Genomic DNA, 18,296 nt, shown 5'->3' on the forward strand with positions numbered 1-18,296 from the left:
TTTAGTTCAGTTAGACGTTTTGGTTCTGAAAGGCAGCGTATCACCCACCTCGAGGTAAAACCAAGGGTTCGCATAATGTATATTATGTTAAATCTGATGCTATGTTAGAAATGTTCATGAGTTGTGGCCGCTAACAAAAAAAGATATCTTCACTAGAAAAAATGATATCGGCATTTCAATAAGTTACAGATACCTTCGATCATCTAAAAATTCGTGACTTTTATTAAGGATAATTTTCCGCATAAAACTCGTAGCGCCATTGATCGGATAATCAAATTATTCAAAGTGGCTGTGGCCCGCCTGCCATCGAACGACGTTCCTTGGGCCTCCGCGCGTGACGTCGATGGCGGACTGTCGCCGTACGTCTGGCTAGGCCCCATCAACGCCATGCGCATGTCGGCAATTATCGCTGTCGACCTGGCACGCCTGTCCCCCTCCGATGCGCATCGGATAACGCGCAACCTCGCCGCACTCGAAGCTCGATTGCGTCAGCTCAAGGTCGACTACAGTGCCCGGATGTTGGCAGTGCTGGATCTGCGCGTGCTATCGCTGGCCGACGAATTCATCTACCTGTTCGACGAGTTCGGCATTTTTGTCGACGGCTCGTTCGTCCGGCAGGACATCGACTGGACCGAAGCCGACCGCACCGCACTCACCCAATACCTGCGCGACCGTGACATCCATGTGGTGATCCACAAATGGGCACCGGACGCCAAGATCGTCAAGGCCATCGAGGATGGCGGCGCACGATTAGTGATATTGGATGCGGGCAACCCGGGAACGCTTGCCAACGCGGCCAATGGGTATGAAGCACTCCTGAGTTCCAACCTGGATGCCTTGCTAAAGGCCTTCGCCCCAACGGGCACCAATACCAGCGGCGATCACAAATAGCCGCTCAAACAATCGACCTCGACCGTGGAGATGAAAGCTTTATGAAACCCCTAGGTTTAGTACATCGGATCCTGATAGCAGGCGCCCTTTTGTTCTGCCAGGCAGCCTTTGCTCATGGTCCCGTCTTCGACTGCTACTTCGAGAGCGATGACTTGGTGAAGTGCGAGGCGGGATACACCGACGGCAGCTCGGCCGTTGGCAGAAAAATCCATGTCCAAAACACAAGCAACAAGTTGTTGCTTGAAGGAGTTGTCGGCAAGGACAACACCTACTCGTTCCAGCCTCCCGCTGGAAACTACTCGGTGTTGTTCATGGGCGGAGAAAACCATGAAGCCACGATTCAATCATCCGACATTGCAAAGTGAAATCGATTATGCCGATCAAGCGAAGACTGCTCCAAGCCTTTGCCCCCGTCACATTAGGCTGCCTGACAGGCGCAGCACAGGCCCATTTCCAGATGGTCTACATCGACGAAACGGCGCTGCCTCGCGCGGACAATCTAGAGTTCGCGTTAGTGTTCACGCACCCCTTCTCAGGCGGCCCGACCATGGCCATGGGTGAGCCCCTCGACTTCAGCGAAATCAGCGCGCACGGTGGAAAAAAGATCGATCTGCGCAAATACTTGCGCCCTGTCCAGTGGCAGAGTCGCGATAACCGAGTGACCGCTTACCGTGCGTCGATTCCACGCAACCTGGTGCGCTCACTGGGCGACCATATCTTCGTACTCGAACCCGAGCCTTACCTGGAAACCGAGGAAGACGCCTATATCCAACAGTTCACCAAGCTAATCGTGAACGTGGGCGGAGTACCCGGTGACTGGGCAGAGCCGCAGGGGTTGCCGGTTGAGATCCAGCCACTCAGCAAGCCTTATGCAAACTGGACGGGCGGAGTGTTCCGCGGCGTGGTGCTGGCTGACGGCAAGCCCGTTCCGTTCGCCGAGATCGAAATCGAATACATCAACCATTCCGTTGATGTCGGGAAAAACTCATTCGGCAAGAAAGACTATGTAACCGCACCTCAAGCTTCGTTCAAAGCCTTGACGGCGTACGCGGACTCTCAGGGCATCGTGACCATCGGCCTACCCCGGGCTGGATGGTGGGGCATTGCAGCGCTCGATATCGGTGCAACAAAAACCTATCAAGGCAAACCCCTGTCACAAGACGCGGTGCTGTGGGTGCAGGCCAAAGATATGAAATGACACTAGCTGCGTAGGAAGGCAGTGCTTACGCTGAGAAATATGAGATTTCATTCGCTGGTTCCTGGAGCGACACCAAGTCGCTCCGAGCCAATTTTTCAGCTCAATGCCCATCATGGGTCAGCGAGGGTCATTGCGGCGCAGCGAAGGACTCAAAGGGAGCTGGGCCATACCCCGCCCAAGCTTTTGAATAACTTCACCTGCGACAACGCCAATTGAATCCTCGCGTCCACCAACGTGGTTTGAGAGGCGTACAGCGTGCGATCACTGTCGAGCTTCAACAGATAACCGTCCAAGCCCATCTGATAGCGCCGGTCAGCCAACATTGAGCTGCGCTGGGCAGATTGCAGCTGTCGTTCCTGGGCCGTTAATAGACGTTGCAAGGGCTCGCGAGCCACCAGCTCATCCGCCACCTCGCGGAATGCCACTTGAATTTTTTTCTCGTAGTCAGCCATTCTAAGATCGCGCTGCACATTGGCCACATCCCGTACTGCGCGGTTGCCCCCCGCGTTGAATAACGGAATCTGAATCTGCGGTGCGAAATTCCAGGTCCGGCTGCCAACGGCGAACAGACCATCGAGCTCACTGCTGGCTGAGCCAATACTAGAGGTCAGGGTAATTCTCGGGAAGAACGCAGCCTTGGCCGCACCGATGTTGGCGTAGGCCGCCTGCAGCCGCTTTTCAGCGGCCTGGATATCCGGACGACGCTCTATCAGCTCCGATGGAAGTCCCGCCACCAAAGGTTGGCTCAGCCCTTGTTCAGCGAAAGGCAACGGCGCAGGCACGTCGGCGGGTATCTCGCGCCCGATCAGAAGCGCCAATGCGTTGTCCGCCTGAGCCAGACTCCGGTCAAGCAAAGCAAGGTCACTGCGCGCGCTTTCAAGCTGAGTTTCAGCCTGGCTCAGATCCAGATCTGAACTGACTTCAGCTCCAACCGATGGCGTATGAGCACAAGCCCCTCGTCGCGGCTTCTCAGAGCCATCTGAGTGATCTCGATGCGCTCGCTCAACGCGCGCTGATTGATGTGAGCCGTAGCGATTTCCGCGATCAGCGACAACGCAACGGCCTTCCGAATCTCGCTAACAGCCAGGTATTCATTGAGCTGAGCATCAGCCAGATTGCGCACTCGACCGAACAGGTCCAGCTCGTATGCACTCAGGCCGATGCCCACGTTGTATAGGCTGCTGACTTTACTATGGCCCGCACGTGTACTGTAGATACCACCACCCTGACGAGAGAGGGAGCCCATAGCATCCAGCAAAGGGAACAAATCCGCCCTCTGGATGCGGTACTGAGCGCGAGCCTGCTCAATGTTAAGGGTCGCTACCCGCAGGTCACGGTTTGCAGTGAGTCCGATTTCGACCAAGCGTTGTAGCCGGGGATCACGGAAAAATTGTCGGCTTTGCGGCAACAGGCTTTGCTGCCCGGAAACGCTGCGGCAATTGGCACTGTCGGACGTTCGTACAGGGGCGCCAGCGAGCAGCCCGCCACAGCCCCTAACAAGACTAACAAAGATAGCTTATTCATGAGTCTGGACTCTGGAAGTGGACTCACGTTTGCGCCGCTCTAGCAGCCCCATGACCAAGACGAAAAATACCGGAACGAACACCACCACGAACGTTGCCGTCAGCATTCCGCCGATCACACCTGTACCAATTGCTTGCTGGCTTACCGAACTGGCACCCGTTGCAAACACCAGTGGAACCACGCCCAGGATAAAGGCCAGTGACGTCATCACAATCGGCCGCAGTCGCAGGCGAGCAGCACGAATACTGGCTTCGACACGGCCCATACCTTGGTCGTGCAAGCTCTTCGCGAACTCGATGATGAGGATGGCGTTCTTCGCAGATAGACCAATGATGGTGATCAGACCCACTTTAAAGAACACATCGTTGGGCATGCCACGCAGGGTGACGGCCAATACAGCGCCGATGATCCCCAGCGGCACTACCAACAGCACGGCGGCCGGAATGGCCCAGCTTTCATAAAGTGCCGCCAGGCAAAGGAATACGACTAGCATTGACAGCCCGAGCAGCAGCGGCGCCTGCCCGCCGGATATGCGTTCCTGCAACGACAAGCCTGTCCATTCAAGCGTAAACCCGGTTGGCAGACTTGACGCCAGGCGCTCCATCTCCTCCATGGCCTCACCGGTAGTGCGCCCAGGCTTTGTCTCGCCAGACAGACTCACTGCTGGATAGCCGTTGTAGCGGTTGACCTGCGCTGGGCCCTTGGTCCATTTAGCTGTCGCGAACGCAGACACGGGTACCATGCCGCCCAGATTGTTTTTGACTTCAAGGCGCATGAGATCTTCCACTTGCTGGCGACGGTCTCCTTCGTTCTGGACGATCACTTGCTGCATACGCCCAAGGTTGGGGAAGTCGTTGACGTACGCCGAGCCGAGCGAGGTTGAAAGCACACTGGCGATGTCAGCGAAAGAAACGCCCATGGCATTCGCCTGTTGACGGTCCACTTCGATGTTCACCTGCGGTGTTTCGGCCAACGACGCCTCGCGTACGTTCTGAAGCACCGGGCTTTCGCTGACCTTGCCCAGCAGATCATCTCGGGCTTGATGGAGAGCGTCGTAGCCCTGCCCACTCCGGTCCTGCAACCGGACTTCGAAACCGCCCGAGGTCCCTAGCCCTTCCACCGGTGGCGGCAATAGGGTGAATGCAATGGCATCCTGCAAACCCGAAGATACTGCACTGGCACGGTCAGCAATGGCTTGCGCAGAGTCCTCGGCTTTACGCTGCGACCAGTCTTTAAGTGTGGTGAATGCCAGCGCGGCATTCTGTCCGCTGCCCGAAAAGCTGAAGCCAAGAATTATCACCGTATTGGCGATACTAGGCTCCTTGGCGTTATGCGCCTCGATCTGTTTTACGATCTCGATGGTGCGACTCTGACTCGCGCCTGGCGGTAGCTGGACGTCGGTGATGATGTAGCCTTGATCCTCTACAGGCAGGAATGAGGACGGCAGACGGCTGAACAGATAACCCATCAACCCCACTAGTATCAGGAAAACAAACATGTAGCGGCCAACCTGTCGCACGGCGCTGCGCACCCAACCTTCATAGCCGTCACTGGCTTGCTCGAAGCGGCGGTTGAACCATCCAAAAAAGCCTTTCTTCTCATGATGATTACCCTGCGGGATCGGCTTGAGTAGCGTTGCGCACAAGGCAGGGGTCAGGCTCAGGGCCAAAAATGCCGAGAACAGGATCGCTACAGCCATGGAAATGGAGAATTGTTGGTAAATCACACCCACCGAACCCGGCATAAATGCCATCGGTATGAAAACGGCAGTCAATACCAAGGTGATGCCTATAATCGCGTTGCTGATCTCGCCCATGGCCTTGCGCGTGGCGTCTTTGGGCGACAGTCCCTCATGCACCATTAAACGCTCGACGTTCTCCACCACAACGATAGCATCATCCACGAGGATGCCGATGGCCAGCACCATGCCGAACAGCGTCAGCACGTTGATCGAAAAGCCAAGCAGAAACATAACCCCGAACGTACCCATAAGTGCCACGGGGACGACGAGTGCGGGAATCAGCGTGTATCGGATGTTCTGCAGGAAAACGAACATCACGATGAATACCAGAACCATAGCCTCAAGCAGCGTGTGGATGACTTTAGTGATGGATATTTTCACGAACGGCGACGTGTCGTAAGGAATGTCGTATTTGACTCCTGCCGGGAAATACCGGGACAGCTCTTCCAGCTTGTTCTGCACAAGCGTAGCGGTGTGGAGGGCATTCGCCGACGGCGCCAGCTGCACACCAAATGCGACCGAGGCCTTGCCGTTCAGGCGTGTCGCAAAATTGTAGTTCTGCCCGCCCACCTCGACGCGTGCGACATCACCCAGGGTCACGTTGGAGCCATTGGTTTTAGCCTTGAGCATGATGCTGGCAAACTCTTTCGGTGTGCTCAGCTGGCCCCTGACCAGGACGGTCGCGGTCAACTCCTGACCCGTGGCAGCCGGCAGATCACCAATGCTGCCTGCAGACACCTGTACGTTTTGGTCGCTGATTGCCTGGTTCACGTCTGCAGGCGTCAGGGCAAACGCCACCAACTTTTGCGGATCGAGCCAAATACGCATTGCACGTTCAGAGCCAAATAGCTGTGCCTTGCCTACGCCATCAAGGCGTTTTAGCTCGTTGACCACGTTCCGGGTCAGGTAATCGCTCAGCCCGATTTCATCCAGCCGGCCGTCCAGGGAGGTCAGTGTCGCGATCATCAAATAGCCTGCTGACGTTTCCTCGATCTGCATACCCTGCTGCGTCACAGCACGAGGAAGCCGTGGCTCGACCATCTTGATTCTGTTCTGCACGTCCACCTTGGCCAATTCGGGATTTGTACCTGGCTGGAACGTGATAGTCAGGGTGGCTGAGCCTTGACTGCTGCTGGAACTGAAATACAGCAGATGATTCACGCCATTGAGCTCTTGCTCGATCAGACTTACTACGGTTTCGTCAATAGTCTGCGCCGAGGCACCGGGATAGGTCGCGGTCAATTCAATTTGAGGGGGGGCAACGCTGGGGTACTGCGCCACCGGCAGATTGGGGATCGCCAATAATCCTGCCAGCACGATGAACAGTGCGATGACCCAGGCAAAGACCGGACGTCCAATGAAGAACTGCGCCATTACTTATGCTCCTTGGCAACCGTCTCGGTATTTGCTTTCTCTGCGATGACTGTCATGCCGGGCTGGACATGTTGCAGCCCTGACGTTACGACACGATCACCAGCAGCCAGACCCGACTGCACGATCCAGCGATTGCCTTGGACGCCTCCAAGCTCGATTACACGTTCCTGAACTTTCCCCTCGGCATCGACCACTAGCACCAGCGCCTTGCCGGCGGCGTCGCGTTGCACCGCACGTTGGGCGATCGTGATGCCCTGCAACGTGCGCGCCTGATCAAGTCGTACGCGGATAAAACTGCCGGGCAGCAGTTCTTTGGACGGGTTGGGGAACTGGCTGCGCAGTACCACCTGCCCCGTGCTCTGGTTAACCGTCAGGTCGGAGAACAGCAGCTTGCCCTGCAACGGGTAAGGCGTGCCGTCTTCTTGAATCAGCGTCGCCGTGATCTGGCCCTGATCGAGCTGCTGCATTTGCCCCTGTTTCAGCGAATGGCGCAGTTCGCTGATTTGCCGGGTGGACTGATTAATATCCGCATAGATGGGCTCCAGTTGCTGAATGGTCGCCAACGCTGTGGTTTCACCCTGCCCCACCAATGCTCCCTCGGTGACATAGGCCTTGCTGATCCGTCCTGAAATGGGCGCGGTGACGGTGGTATAACCCAGGTTCAGTCGAGCGCGCTTGAGTGCTGCGCGCGAAGACGCAACGTCAGCCTGGGACTGGAGAAATGCGACTTGGGCATTTTCCGAGTCCTGGCGACTCACTGCATTGATCTTGACCAATTCGGCATAGCGCCCGGTTTGCAGGCGCGTTTGATAAAGATTGGCCTCGGCTTTGCTCAATGCTGCTTCGGCACTGTCAAAATCAGCCTGCAACGGTGCCGGATCAATGCGGAAAAGCACATCACCTTGCTTGACGTCGCCGCCTTCGCGGTAGACCCGCTGCAACACAATTCCAGATACCCGCGCGCGCACTTCGGCAGTGCGTGGCGAGACGAGCCGGCCATTTAGTTCTGTTGTGATGGTCAGCGACTTGGGCGTGACTGTTTCGACACGAACCTTTGGTGGCGGCATCTCTTGGGGAGCGGGCGGCTTGCCACAGGCGGACAGCGCAACAACCCCGATGCACAGGAACAGGCGGTATGGGTTTGAACGGAGTACAGGCGGCATGATGGCGCTCTCTTGAAGATGCCACCATGCTAAAGCCCCTTGAAACCGCGCATGTAAACAAGTGTTGGGAAGTTGTAAAGAAGTGTCAACGCCTTGGGCAAGGGCCTTCGTACGATCAATGACGCTCCTGATCGCGCAGCATGAACCAGATGATAACGCCCAATCCTCCGATGAGGGCAGCAGCCCAAAGCAACACCACGCTGTGTGAAGCGCCAAAGGCGGCTTGACCGGCTAACACCAGTTCCCTCGCGCTGTCCGCGCCTAGTGCTTTCGCAGCGATCATGGTCTCGCCGATGGATTGCCCTGCGGTTTCGACGATATCCGCAGGGAGGTCGCCAGGCAGACGGATGGTGCGCTGATAGGTAGATGCCAGCAAAATCCCAAAAGCGGTAATGCCAAGTCCGGCGCCCAAGTCGTAGCTCGTGGCTTCCAATGCACCGGCCGACCCTGCTTTTTCGATGGGTGTATTGCTCATGATCGCCACCGACGACGCTGTCCACCCGAAGCTCAGGGACAGTCCCAACGCAGCCAGCAACACAACGATGCTAACGCCTTCTGCATGGAGACTGCTGAACGCCAATGCCGCAAGGCTGGCGGATGACACCATCAGCGACAGACTCGCGATCAGTCTGAGGCCTATCAGCCGCAAAGCCAGGCCTGCCAAAGGCCCACCGACAGCAGAGGCAAGCATCAACGGTAGCAGGAAAATTCCAGCTTCCAAGGGTGTACGTCCGAGTACGAACTGCAGCTCCTGAGCAAGCATCAACTCAACGCCTGCAAGAGCCCCCATCACGATGAACCCCATGGCAACACCCGCTGCGATGGCCGGGTTCGAAAAAAGCGTCAGATCAAGCATGGGTCGGCTGGCGTGGAGCTGTTTATGGACAAACCCTCCCAGCATAAGAATGCCGAGCCCGAATGCAGCACCTGTTACATAGGCCGAGCTGCCTACCTTAAAAGCTGACTTGAGCGCATACACGCTCGCCATGATACCGAGCATCAACACGAGCGCCTGGCGCAGTGTCCAGTCGCCATTCCCGTGGGTCGAGCTTCGCGGGCTGTACGCATATACCAATGGCAGCACGATAAGCATCACCGGCACGTTGACCAGAAAAACCGATCCCCACCAGAAATGCTCCAGCAACGCTCCTCCCACCAGCGGGCCGATAGCCGCGCCAGCTGACGCTACGGTGCCCCAGAGACCCAGGGCAATGGCTCGCTCACGATCATTTTCAAAGGCTTGGCGGACAATCGCGAGCGTACACGGCATGACCATCGCCGCACCCACTGCCATAAGCGCACGAGTACCGATCAAGAAGCCCACGTTTGGGGAAAAGGCGGCCAGCACCGATCCGAGAGCGAAGATACATAACCCGGTGATCAGCATCCGGCGATGGCCGATCCGATCTGCAAGTGTACCCATCGGGATGAGCAGGCTTGCCATCACTAGCGGGTACATGTCGATGATCCACAGCACCCCGGTACCACTCGCTTTCAGGGCCAGGGTCAGTGAAGGGACGGCGACATGCAGGATCGTCATGTCCAGCACAATGGGCAAAAATGCCACCATTACCGATAAGAGAGCCAACCAGCGATTAGGTGTTGCAGGAGACAAAGAAGAATTCCTTGATGGATTTGCGGCGCGCATTAGCGTTCTCTCAGAGCATCCGACCATGCTAGAGGCACCCTATGTGCGCGCATGTAAACAAGTGTTGAGAAGTTGTGAAGAAGTGTTAAGGCTTTGCGCTAATCCGAGATGTCTTCGCTATGCTGCCCCCCTTTATGCTGCTCACCTTTTGCAGCCGGGCCTGAATAATGACCAAGATTCTGCTAGTCGAAGATGACACCGCGTTGGCGGAGCTAATTGCCAGTTACCTGCAACGCTTCGAGTACGAGGTCAACGTGATCCATCGCGGGGATCAGGCGCTGGAGCGCGCGCACACATTCCGGCCCGACCTGGTCCTCCTGGACCTTATGTTGCCCGGGCTGGATGGGCTGCATGTGTGCCGGCAGTTACGCGATGAGGCGCCTGGTCTGCCGATCATCATGCTGACGGCTCGCGACAAAAACGAAGACCAAATCCTGGGCCTGGAAACCGGCGCCGATGATTACGTTGCCAAGCCCTGCGAACCCCGTGTATTGCTGGCACGGATTCGTACACTCTTGCGGCGCAGTACACCTGCTGATCCTCGCCAGGACCCTAAACGAATGGTCATCGGGCAGCTTTTAATCGATTTGTCAGAACGCCAGGTGCAATGGCGTGGGCAGGACGTCGAGTTGTCTTCGGGTGAGTACAACTTGTTGCTGGTTTTAGCGAAGGGTATAGGTGAGGTGCTCAGTCGAGAGCAGTTGATTCAGGAACTGCGAGGAATCGAGTTCAATGGCGTAGATCGCTCGGTCGACGTCGCGATCTCCAAACTTCGCCGCAAATTCGAAGATGACCCAGGCGATCCGCGCAAGATCAAGACTGTCTGGGGTAGAGGCTACCTGCTCAGCCGTGTCGAATGGGAGGAATAGCATCCCCCCCCTGAAATGATGGCAACTGACCACACCTAAAGAGTTGATGACCCGCCATGCTGAAAATGCTTGCCCGCCTCTACCTGATCATGCTGGTGACGTATGGCGTTGCGCTGTACACCGTACCAGGACTGGTTTTGCAGATGTTCAATGAGCGCAGCATCACCTACAACCTGGAGCAGGCACGAGGCACGCTCAAACTCATCAAACAGCGTTTCGAACAGACGCCACAAACGTCCTGGACTGAGCTCGAGCAAGAGTTACAAGCAGATTTCAAACCGATTGAGATCAGCGTCATTCCCGCAGACGACTTAGGCCTGACAGCAAAAGAACGCACCGCCCTCGACCAAGGAAACAATGCTGTCCGGCTAGATTTCTATGGCGCATTGGGAGCGGCCTTGATGCCCTTGGCAGGCAACAAAGTGCTGATGTTAGTCACACCGGATCCTCCCGTGGACATCAACATCATCTACTGGCTTATGAATATCCTGGTAGGCGCAGCATTGCTGGCCTGCCTATTGCTGTGGGTGCGTCCCCATTGGAGAGACCTGCAGCGGCTCAAGCATACTGCGATGATGCTCGGAAAAGGTAGCCTGACCGAGCGAACCGGAATCGCTCCCAGTTCAAACATCGGCGAACTTGCCCAAGTGTTCGACCGGATGGCTCAGGACGTAGAAGCTTTGCTCCGCCAGCAGCAGGAACTTCTGAATGCAGTATCGCACGAGTTGCGTACGCCACTTTCAAGGCTGGAATTCGGCTTGGCACTTGTCCAAGCTGACGAATTGGAGCCGCCCACGCGCTTGCGATTGGAGCAAATGGTAGGACATGTCCGGGAACTGGATACGCTGATCGATGAGCTACTTTCCTACACTCGCCTGAGCTCGCCTTATCAGCGAGTCGATGTGCAGGAAATATCTGTAGTGGCTTATTTGGACAGTGTCCTGGGTGGCTTTATTGGCGAACAAGACAGTAAAGGTTTCAGCCTGAACGTTCACCTTGAGCGCGCACCAGAGTACTTCCGCCTCGATCCACGTCTCACGGCGCGAGCCATTCATAACTTGATCGGCAACGCTATCCGGTATTGCACAAAACAGGTTCGGGTGAGCGCCGAACTCCGGGACAATGAACTCTGGATTAGCGTGGAAGATGACGGTCACGGGGTGCCTGCGAGCGAGCAGGAACGTATCTTCGAACCGTTCTATCGAATGGATCGCAGCCGTGACCGGATCACTGGAGGCTATGGCCTTGGCCTGGCGATCAGTCGTCGAGCCGTTGGGTGTCAAGGCGGCACGATAACCGTTCAAACAGCTTCGCTTGGCGGTGCGTGCTTTAGGATCTTACTGCCGGATCATCAACGCACTTGAGAACTCGGCCTCGGTGAGCTGATCCGCGTCTCTCCAGCCTATCCACCGAGTAATTTTGGACCGAGCATTCGCGTTTGGCCGGAAGCCGGCCTGCCCGAACGTCCTCCATTGCTTACTTCGCTCTGGAACCATCTCGACATAATCGCTACCGTCAGCGGTCCTTCGCAGCTCCTGCCTTATTACGACTATTTTGTCCCGCGACTCACCCGGTGGCGAAACCAGGAATGCCGTGTAAGTCGGAAAGTAAGCCATTGTCCCTTCTACCGGACCGGATATTAACGATCCAACCAATAGCGTCGAAACCAGACTCTGGGACCCAGGCTGTACGATCTGGACCATCACGTTTTGCGCAGTCCATCGTTTGAGGAAAAATTTCTCTTGAGTAACATTCTTCAAACCAACCTCTTGAAGGATCCTTTCCCCCATTTACCAGCAGCCAAGGCAGATTCCGACCCAGCAGGCCTGGCTCCAAAAGCGGGTGGAAAGCTCACGCAGAAAATCGTAAGCAAACGGATCGTAGAGCGCTGAGTCACGCAGCTTCATGGCGACGTGAGAGACAGCTTGCGGATCAGAAGGAGTCGCCATCAGTAGCCGCATTGGTGCCCGAAGAAAAAGCGCCAGCGATCGCTATTGATGTGGCCAGTGCACTCGAGATAAAAAACCGTTAACTCGCATATTTAACCCCGTAAGCCAGGACAACAGGCGCTTTCGAATACCCGGCTTTGCTCAATCCAAATGTTCGTAATGGATTGCGGCAAAATCAGAGCGATAGCAGACCTTCTATTGCAATTAAGGACGGACCGCAGAAATTTCTATTTCTACGAGATAGCCAGGGTTGGCCAGCCCGACGACTTGAAACACCGAACGGGTCAGTAATTTTTTTGATTTAGAGTGCCAAAGAGCGCTGCAACACTGATGGTGTTTCGCAGAAGAAACTCAGCGCCCATCACGATCGTGATAGTCGACCGGCACAAACGTGAAACCACCGTCGCTTTCAGTCCGAATATGACCCAAACCCGGGAAAGGAAGATGAGCGCCCGCCACCAGTTCGCGCTGAGAAGCAGCACTGGCGAACTGTTTCTCACGCTGGGCCGCCGCCTCTTTGGGTGCTACGTCGTAAACAATAGCGATCTTCGGTTTAGGGAACTGAACCGACGCGACATGAACGATGTCACCGATGAACTCGATCGACTCACCCTTACTCTCGAACTGATAGAAACTATGGCCAGGTGTATGCCCAGGCGTTGGAATCGCCTTGACGCCCGGGAACAGTTGGGTCACGCCGGTGAACGCGACGACTTTGCCCGCTTTAACGTAGGGCTCGACAGTCTTCACCGCTTGCTCGAAGTACTTTTTGTCATAGCCGTTGACGCCGTGGATGTTCGCCGGATCAAGAAACAAGTCCACGTCAGGCTTGCCCACATGAACGGTTGCATTCGGGAAGACCCGCTGCCCCTCGTTCACCAGCCCACCGCTATGGTCACTGTGGATATGGGTGAGCAAGATGTCGTCAATCTGCTCAGGCGCATAGCCCGCCGATTTCAAACTACCGAGCAGCTTACCGCCATTACCTGGACCGAAGAGTGCGCCGGAGCCTGTATCGACCAACACAAGTCTGCTGCCGGTATCGATCAGGAAGGCATTGATCGACGCCTCAACCGGACTGGTCAGGAACGCATGCTTGAGCAAACCGTCGGTTTCAGCCGGGGTGGTGTTGGTCAGCAGCGCATGCAGATCCTGTGGCACCGTCCCATCGGACAGTGCCGTCACCTGAAAATCGCCGACGCGGTAACGATAGACGCCAGGGGCTTGAGTATGAATTTGTGCGGCAGCCGCCGCAGGAGCCGTCTGAGCATCGTTAGCCGCATTGGCGCCCGAAGAAAAAGCGCCAGCGATCGCTATCGCAGCCGCCAGTGCACTCGAGATAAAAAAACTGTTCACTCGCATAGGTCTCTCCTTGCCAAAGTCAGTACAGTCCAGACTCTAAAGCTTCATCGTCGCGGCAGTGAGTTACCTTTCCCTATACGAGGTATACCGAATATGGATATCCGCCGATCGGATCTCCCTTTGCTCATTTCCTTGGACGCACTCCTTGAAGAGCGAAACGTCACGCGCGCAGCCAAACGACTGAACATCAGCCAGCCCGCGTTATCAACGCAACTGGGTCGGTTAAGAGACCTGTTTAATGATCCACTGCTGGTCCCCTCGCAAGCGGGTCGGGGAATGGCCCCCACTGACCGCGCACTGGCGATTCAGTCGCGCCTGCATCAGGCGTTGCTGGATCTTCAGGGCGCGGTTGCCTCGAGTGAAGACTTCAAGCCGCTCACTGCCCGGCGCGATTTTGTCGTTGCAGTGAACGACAATGTCTTCACGCTGGTGGGACTGACCGTCGCGCAGTCGGTTTTGGCACATCAGGCGCCAGGCATACGCCTGAGCTTTATTACGCCGATAGAAGCGAACCTGACGTACAGGATGGAACGAGGTGAGATTGATCTGTATGTCGGCCTTGCGCGACAAGTGCCTGAGGCATTGAAATCCAGATTATTGCTCAAAGACGAGTTTCGATTGGCGCAACGCAAGGGACATCCCCGAGGCACGGAAAACCCTGGCCTCGAGGAGTACTGCAAGCTTGCTCACGTCATGGTTTCCCAAGAGGGTCAGTTCAAGAGCAGTGTGGACAACGCGCTGGAAGGTGCGGGGCATCAACGCCACGTGGTGCTGACCGTCTCTGGCTACAACCAGATAGCCCTCGTACTGGGCGATACCGACTGCGTAGCGACACTCCCCACTCGACTGCTGCAACGTTATGCTGCCGGTCTGGATATTTTGCCCCTGCCTTTTCATCTGCCCGCCTTTGACGTTGCCATGGCATGGCATCCCAGGTCGCATGAAGACCCCGCGCATCAATGGCTTCGCGAGCACTTCATTCGTGCGGCTGAGTAACCGATCATCGCGCCGTCCGCGAAATGCAAAGATCTGCCCCGAAAAAGGGTCGGCTTCAAGTTGAGTCGGCACCAGTGCCGCTAAACCATCGAAGCCACGGCGCATGTCGGTGACGCCTGCGGCGATCCATATACGGGTTCCAGCTGGAGGAGCAATCATTGCAGTAACGGCTGCAAGATGAGTTGCAGGGTCTGCGGGTCAGGCGTGCCAGTGATGCGCAGCTCGGTTTTTCCCGCCTCAACAACGGTCATGGAATGACACTCTGGCGGTGACTGAATGACTTGCGGTAAATCTATTGGACAATCTTCGACTTTTCTTCGTTGATGGTCAGGCCCACTTCACTCATCCATCGTCGGCATACCGTTCAAACGGCACGCCGCGACGCGTTCTGTCCATCCAACGATCAAAGGCATAATGCAGGAATAAATTGGCTAACAAGGGCGAGATGACGCCGAAATATAGCGAAAGCCGGGATCTATAGCAGTCCGGCCGGGGATCAACGATCCGCCAGCGCCTTCGGCACGCTCCACACCAACAATGCCCCCAGCGTCAGGAACGCTGCTACCGCATACAAGCCTGTATCCGTGTGCCTGGTGAAGGTATTTAGCGCACCCACCATGTACGGCGACACGAACCCGGCCAGGTTACCCATGCAGTTGATCCCGGCAATCGCCGCAGCCGCTGAAACACCGGCGAGGAATGCCGAAGGAATAATATCCCAGAACAGCGACAGCGCAGACAGCATCCCCGCCGTGGCGACGCACAGGGCCAAGACCACCAGCACAGGTTGGCCCCCACTAGCGGGCAAGCGATAAACCCCAGCGCTCCGATCAGCAACGCCCCGGAGAAATGCTGGCGGCGCTTGGCAGATCGATCCGCCGTCATGTCGGAAATGATAATCGCCGGCAAGGCGACCAGATATGGAATCGCGGAAACAGCATCGCGCTGATAAACTTGCCCGTGGTTACATCTGGCCGCTGGCGGGTTACATCGCAGCCGGTGCAGTGGCAGGCGCAATACTGACCAGCGTTATGAGCAGTGATGGTGTTCGTATAACGTTTGTGGTTTACCTATCGCTAACTATCGCTGACCGCCTGTTCCGGCGCGGCTTCCTGCAGGGTGCAGGTCAAACCAAAAATGCGGTGCGTGCGCTACCCTTTAAAGGCATCACCATTGGCACGGTTGCTACCTTGCTGGGCGTGGGTGGTAGTGTAATGACGGTTCCGTTGTTGCGCAGAGCAGGTTTAAGCAGGGCCCAGTCAACGGCGTTAGCGAACCCCTTGAGCATGCCCGTAGCGCTAGTAGGATCGATGATGTACGTAGTCACGGGGCAACTCGAAATGGAGGGAGTAACCAACGGATTTTTCGGCTACATCTACCTTCCCGCATTCGGGTTGTTAGCCGTAGGTTCATTGATCGGTGTCCGCCTAGCACTGCCTCACGCAGGGAAGATCCCGGATAAGCTGCATGCGCGCACTTACATCGCATTACTCGCACTCGTCTTGCTGGCTCTTATCATCAAATGAACAGTGGCCAGGAGAGACGGCGGGCTCTATTCCGGCAGCCCCGAGTTTTGAAGCAGATGCAAAGTCCCGTTGCCATAGGGCATGACCGGAATGATCGGGCAACGCCGGATGGAACACTCGTTTCACCTGAGGCTGCGCTTGCAGCCAATGAATACGCACTACCCCATTCTAAATTGCTAAATTAAATTCGGAACTGCCCCACCAGCAGGCCCAGGCGCTGCCCCAGATCCGCCAGACTACGGCAAGTCAGGGCTCCCAGTTGAGTCTCATCAGCCACGCTGTCCACCGCCACCGCGATCTGATGCACACTGCGGCTAATCTCTTCGACCACTGCCGTCTGCTCTTCCGCGGCGCCGGCAATCTGTGCGTTCATCGAGTTGATGGTGCCAATCAACTGCGCCATGGCATCGAGCGAAGCACCAGCCTCGTTGGCCTGGGCCGACGTGTCGTCGCCGGCATCGCTGGAGCGGCGCATGGCCTCCACCGCGGTGCGCGTGCCCTGCTGCAGGCGATTGATCATGCCCTGGATTTCCTGCGTACTTTGCTGGGTGCGTCTAGCCAATGCTCGTACCTCGTCAGCCACCACCGCAAAGCCACGTCCGGCCTCACCGGCGCGAGCTGCTTCGATGGCAGCGTTGAGCGCCAGCAAGTTGGTCTGCTCGGCAATAGAGCGAATCACGTCCAACACGCTGACGATCGACGTCACTTCTTTCTGCAAACTGTCGAGTGAAGTTCCACTGTTGCGGATATCGCTGACCAAGGCATGAATCTGCTGAATGCTACCGTCCACTACCCTCTTGGCAGTCTGTCCTTCTTCGTTAGTCTGCCGGGCGGCCACCGCAGCCCCCTGTGCACTGCTGGCCACTTCCTGTGCCGCCGAGGAAATCTCGTTGATCGCGGTGGCCACCTGGTCGGTCTCGTGGCGCTGACGCTCCATGGCCTGTTCCGAACGCAGGGCCTGATCGGAAACCTGATTGACCAGCCCGGTCAACTGCGACGTCATCACAGAAATCTGCAGCACTAAGCCGTGGATCTTGTCGACAAAGCGATTGAACGAACCGGCCAGTTCGCCCAGCTCATCCTGACTGGTGATCGCCAGACGGCAGGTCAGGTCGCCCTCGCCCGCCGCGATGTCATCCAGGCTGGCTTTCATCAGGTTCAGTGGCCGCAGCATGGTATTGGCCGTCAGCATGCCCACAGCCGCAATCACCAGCAACAGCCCCACGACGATGCTCAGAATACTCAGCAGCACGTCCCGCATACGCTCGTGCACCTCGGTTTCAACCGCAGCCACTTGAGCATCGACCCCCTCGATATTGACCGAAGTGCCGATAATCATGTCCCATTTAGGCAGGTACTCGCTGTAACCCAGTTTTGGCACCTTCACATCACTACCAGGCCGTGCGGCGTTGTACTCCACATAATGGCTACCGTCCTTGGCAGCTCTCACCAACTCACGGTTGATGTACACACCGTTGGAATCGCGGTTGTCCTTAAAGCTTTTACCCACGCCATCTGGGCTTTTGCCCTTGAACAAGCGAATAGTCTCGGAGTCGAAGCCGAAAAAATAACCGTCTCTGCCATAGGTAATACTCGACAGCAGTTTGATCGCCTCGGCACGAGCAGTCCGATCACCTGCCGCCGCAACGTCATACAGGGGTTTAATCGCGGTGAGCGCGACTTCGAGATAACTCTGCAAAGTCAATCGGACCTCTCCGAGTAAGCGTTGTCGAGTATCTTCAACCTCTTTTTTCGCTTGCTGTTGGAGCATCAGAACGGTCGTCAGACTGATCGCCAGCGCAAACAGTAAAACCGGTAGTGCTGCGATGGATAGGACTTTGGCCTTCAGGCTCAGATGCATACGACGCTCACTCTTGCTTTCATTGGGGTGATAGCCCGCTAAAGACCGCCAGGATCAAAAGTTAAGACTTTTCTCGTCAGAGCTGGGTCGCCAGGCAGGTCAAAAGACTCACATTTTCGTCGTTAGGCCTCTTTGATAATGGCTCGCAAGATGAAGGTCAATACAGTGGCCAGACACAACATACCCGCCATTCC

Annotated in this window: 18 protein-coding genes and 1 pseudogene; 8 read left to right on the forward strand and 11 right to left on the reverse strand. The window is 56.3% G+C overall.

The annotated features are described in order from the left end of the window. Window positions 1-213: 213 nt before the first annotated feature. From QN399_RS25550 to QN399_RS25560, 3 genes are read left to right on the forward strand one after another with little or no spacing between them, the layout of a single operon-like run. The gene (locus QN399_RS25550) at window positions 214-891 is read left to right on the forward strand and encodes a metal ABC transporter solute-binding protein, Zn/Mn family (protein ID WP_330201863.1); all 678 of its coding nucleotides are present in this window, start codon (window positions 214-216) and stop codon (window positions 889-891) included. 41 nt (window positions 892-932) lie between these two features. Beyond that, a complete protein-coding gene (locus QN399_RS25555) occupies window positions 933-1,256 on the forward strand; it encodes a hypothetical protein (protein WP_330201864.1) in 324 nt (107 codons plus the stop codon). A gap of 8 nt (window positions 1,257-1,264) precedes the next feature. Beyond that, window positions 1,265-2,089 (forward strand): DUF4198 domain-containing protein, encoded by an 825-nt coding sequence (locus QN399_RS25560; RefSeq protein WP_330201865.1) that lies wholly within the window; start codon window positions 1,265-1,267, stop codon window positions 2,087-2,089. A 149-nt stretch (window positions 2,090-2,238) separates the two neighbouring features. Here the strand turns inward: QN399_RS25560 and QN399_RS25565 are convergent, their stop codons facing one another. From QN399_RS25565 to QN399_RS25590, 6 genes are read right to left on the reverse strand one after another with little or no spacing between them, the layout of a single operon-like run. Next, window positions 2,239-2,997 carry an efflux transporter outer membrane subunit gene (locus QN399_RS25565; RefSeq protein ID WP_330201885.1) on the reverse strand — a complete coding sequence of 253 codons (759 nt, stop codon included), beginning with the start codon at window positions 2,995-2,997 and terminating at the stop codon, window positions 2,239-2,241. Beyond that, window positions 2,988-3,497 carry a TolC family protein gene (locus tag QN399_RS25570; RefSeq protein WP_330201866.1) on the reverse strand — a complete coding sequence of 170 codons (510 nt, stop codon included), beginning with the start codon at window positions 3,495-3,497 and terminating at the stop codon, window positions 2,988-2,990. Before QN399_RS25570 ends, QN399_RS25565 begins: the two co-directional genes overlap by 10 nt. Beyond that, entirely contained in the window at window positions 3,410-3,613 is a 204-nt protein-coding gene (locus QN399_RS25575) for a hypothetical protein (RefSeq protein WP_330201886.1), read from the reverse strand. Before QN399_RS25575 ends, QN399_RS25570 begins: the two co-directional genes overlap by 88 nt. Beyond that, window positions 3,606-6,728 carry an efflux RND transporter permease subunit gene (locus QN399_RS25580; RefSeq protein WP_330201867.1) on the reverse strand — a complete coding sequence of 1,041 codons (3,123 nt, stop codon included), beginning with the start codon at window positions 6,726-6,728 and terminating at the stop codon, window positions 3,606-3,608. The genes QN399_RS25575 and QN399_RS25580 overlap by 8 nt, the downstream gene beginning before the upstream one ends. Further along, window positions 6,728-8,107 carry an efflux RND transporter periplasmic adaptor subunit gene (locus QN399_RS25585; RefSeq protein WP_330201868.1) on the reverse strand — a complete coding sequence of 460 codons (1,380 nt, stop codon included), beginning with the start codon at window positions 8,105-8,107 and terminating at the stop codon, window positions 6,728-6,730. Before QN399_RS25585 ends, QN399_RS25580 begins: the two co-directional genes overlap by 1 nt. After that, window positions 8,007-9,431: an MFS transporter gene (locus QN399_RS25590; protein WP_330201869.1), complete on the reverse strand. Its 1,425-nt coding sequence runs from the start codon at window positions 9,429-9,431 to the stop codon at window positions 8,007-8,009. Before QN399_RS25590 ends, QN399_RS25585 begins: the two co-directional genes overlap by 101 nt. On the opposite strand from QN399_RS25590, the gene QN399_RS25595 reads away from it, so the two are divergent. The 3 genes from QN399_RS25595 to QN399_RS25605 are packed head-to-tail and all read left to right on the forward strand — an operon-like array spanning window position 9,430 to window position 11,772. Beyond that, the gene (locus QN399_RS25595) at window positions 9,430-9,735 is read left to right on the forward strand and encodes a hypothetical protein (RefSeq protein WP_330201870.1); all 306 of its coding nucleotides are present in this window, start codon (window positions 9,430-9,432) and stop codon (window positions 9,733-9,735) included. The two genes, QN399_RS25590 and QN399_RS25595, sit on opposite strands and share 2 nt — an antisense overlap. Further along, complete coding sequence (locus tag QN399_RS25600) at window positions 9,707-10,408, forward strand: response regulator transcription factor (RefSeq protein WP_330201871.1); 702 nt, start codon at window positions 9,707-9,709, stop codon at window positions 10,406-10,408. Before QN399_RS25595 ends, QN399_RS25600 begins: the two co-directional genes overlap by 29 nt. 56 nt (window positions 10,409-10,464) lie before the next feature. After that, window positions 10,465-11,772 (forward strand): ATP-binding protein, encoded by a 1,308-nt coding sequence (locus QN399_RS25605; protein ID WP_330201872.1) that lies wholly within the window; start codon window positions 10,465-10,467, stop codon window positions 11,770-11,772. A 936-nt stretch (window positions 11,773-12,708) separates the two neighbouring features. On the opposite strand, the gene QN399_RS25610 is transcribed toward QN399_RS25605, so the two are convergent. Further along, window positions 12,709-13,719, reverse strand: a complete 1,011-nt coding sequence (locus QN399_RS25610; protein ID WP_330201873.1) for an MBL fold metallo-hydrolase — start codon at window positions 13,717-13,719, stop codon at window positions 12,709-12,711. 120 nt (window positions 13,720-13,839) lie between these two features. On the opposite strand from QN399_RS25610, the gene QN399_RS25615 reads away from it, so the two are divergent. Then, window positions 13,840-14,715 (forward strand): LysR family transcriptional regulator, encoded by an 876-nt coding sequence (locus QN399_RS25615; protein WP_330201874.1) that lies wholly within the window; start codon window positions 13,840-13,842, stop codon window positions 14,713-14,715. 9 nt (window positions 14,716-14,724) lie between these two features. Here the strand turns inward: QN399_RS25615 and tnpB are convergent. Together tnpB and QN399_RS25625 are read right to left on the reverse strand one after the other, a co-directional pair. Next, a pseudogene (tnpB, locus tag QN399_RS25620) lies at window positions 14,725-14,874 on the reverse strand (IS66 family insertion sequence element accessory protein TnpB); the annotation flags it as partial. A gap of 337 nt (window positions 14,875-15,211) precedes the next feature. After that, the gene (locus QN399_RS25625) at window positions 15,212-15,499 is read right to left on the reverse strand and encodes a hypothetical protein (protein ID WP_330201875.1); all 288 of its coding nucleotides are present in this window, start codon (window positions 15,497-15,499) and stop codon (window positions 15,212-15,214) included. A 136-nt stretch (window positions 15,500-15,635) separates the two neighbouring features. Here QN399_RS25625 and QN399_RS25630 point away from each other — a divergent pair, with 136 nt between their 5' ends. Continuing rightward, window positions 15,636-16,241: a sulfite exporter TauE/SafE family protein gene (locus QN399_RS25630; RefSeq protein ID WP_330201876.1), complete on the forward strand. Its 606-nt coding sequence runs from the start codon at window positions 15,636-15,638 to the stop codon at window positions 16,239-16,241. Here the strand turns inward: QN399_RS25630 and QN399_RS25635 are convergent. Beyond that, window positions 16,203-16,400, reverse strand: a complete 198-nt coding sequence (locus QN399_RS25635) for a PLP-dependent transferase (RefSeq protein ID WP_330201877.1) — start codon at window positions 16,398-16,400, stop codon at window positions 16,203-16,205. The two genes, QN399_RS25630 and QN399_RS25635, sit on opposite strands and share 39 nt — an antisense overlap. A 22-nt stretch (window positions 16,401-16,422) precedes the next feature. Then, window positions 16,423-18,102: a methyl-accepting chemotaxis protein gene (locus QN399_RS25640; protein ID WP_330201878.1), complete on the reverse strand. Its 1,680-nt coding sequence runs from the start codon at window positions 18,100-18,102 to the stop codon at window positions 16,423-16,425. Between the last annotated feature and the right edge of the window lie 194 nt (window positions 18,103-18,296).

It is taken from the genome of Pseudomonas sp. 10C3 (assembly GCF_036346185.1).
Lineage (GTDB): Bacteria > Pseudomonadota > Gammaproteobacteria > Pseudomonadales > Pseudomonadaceae > Aquipseudomonas.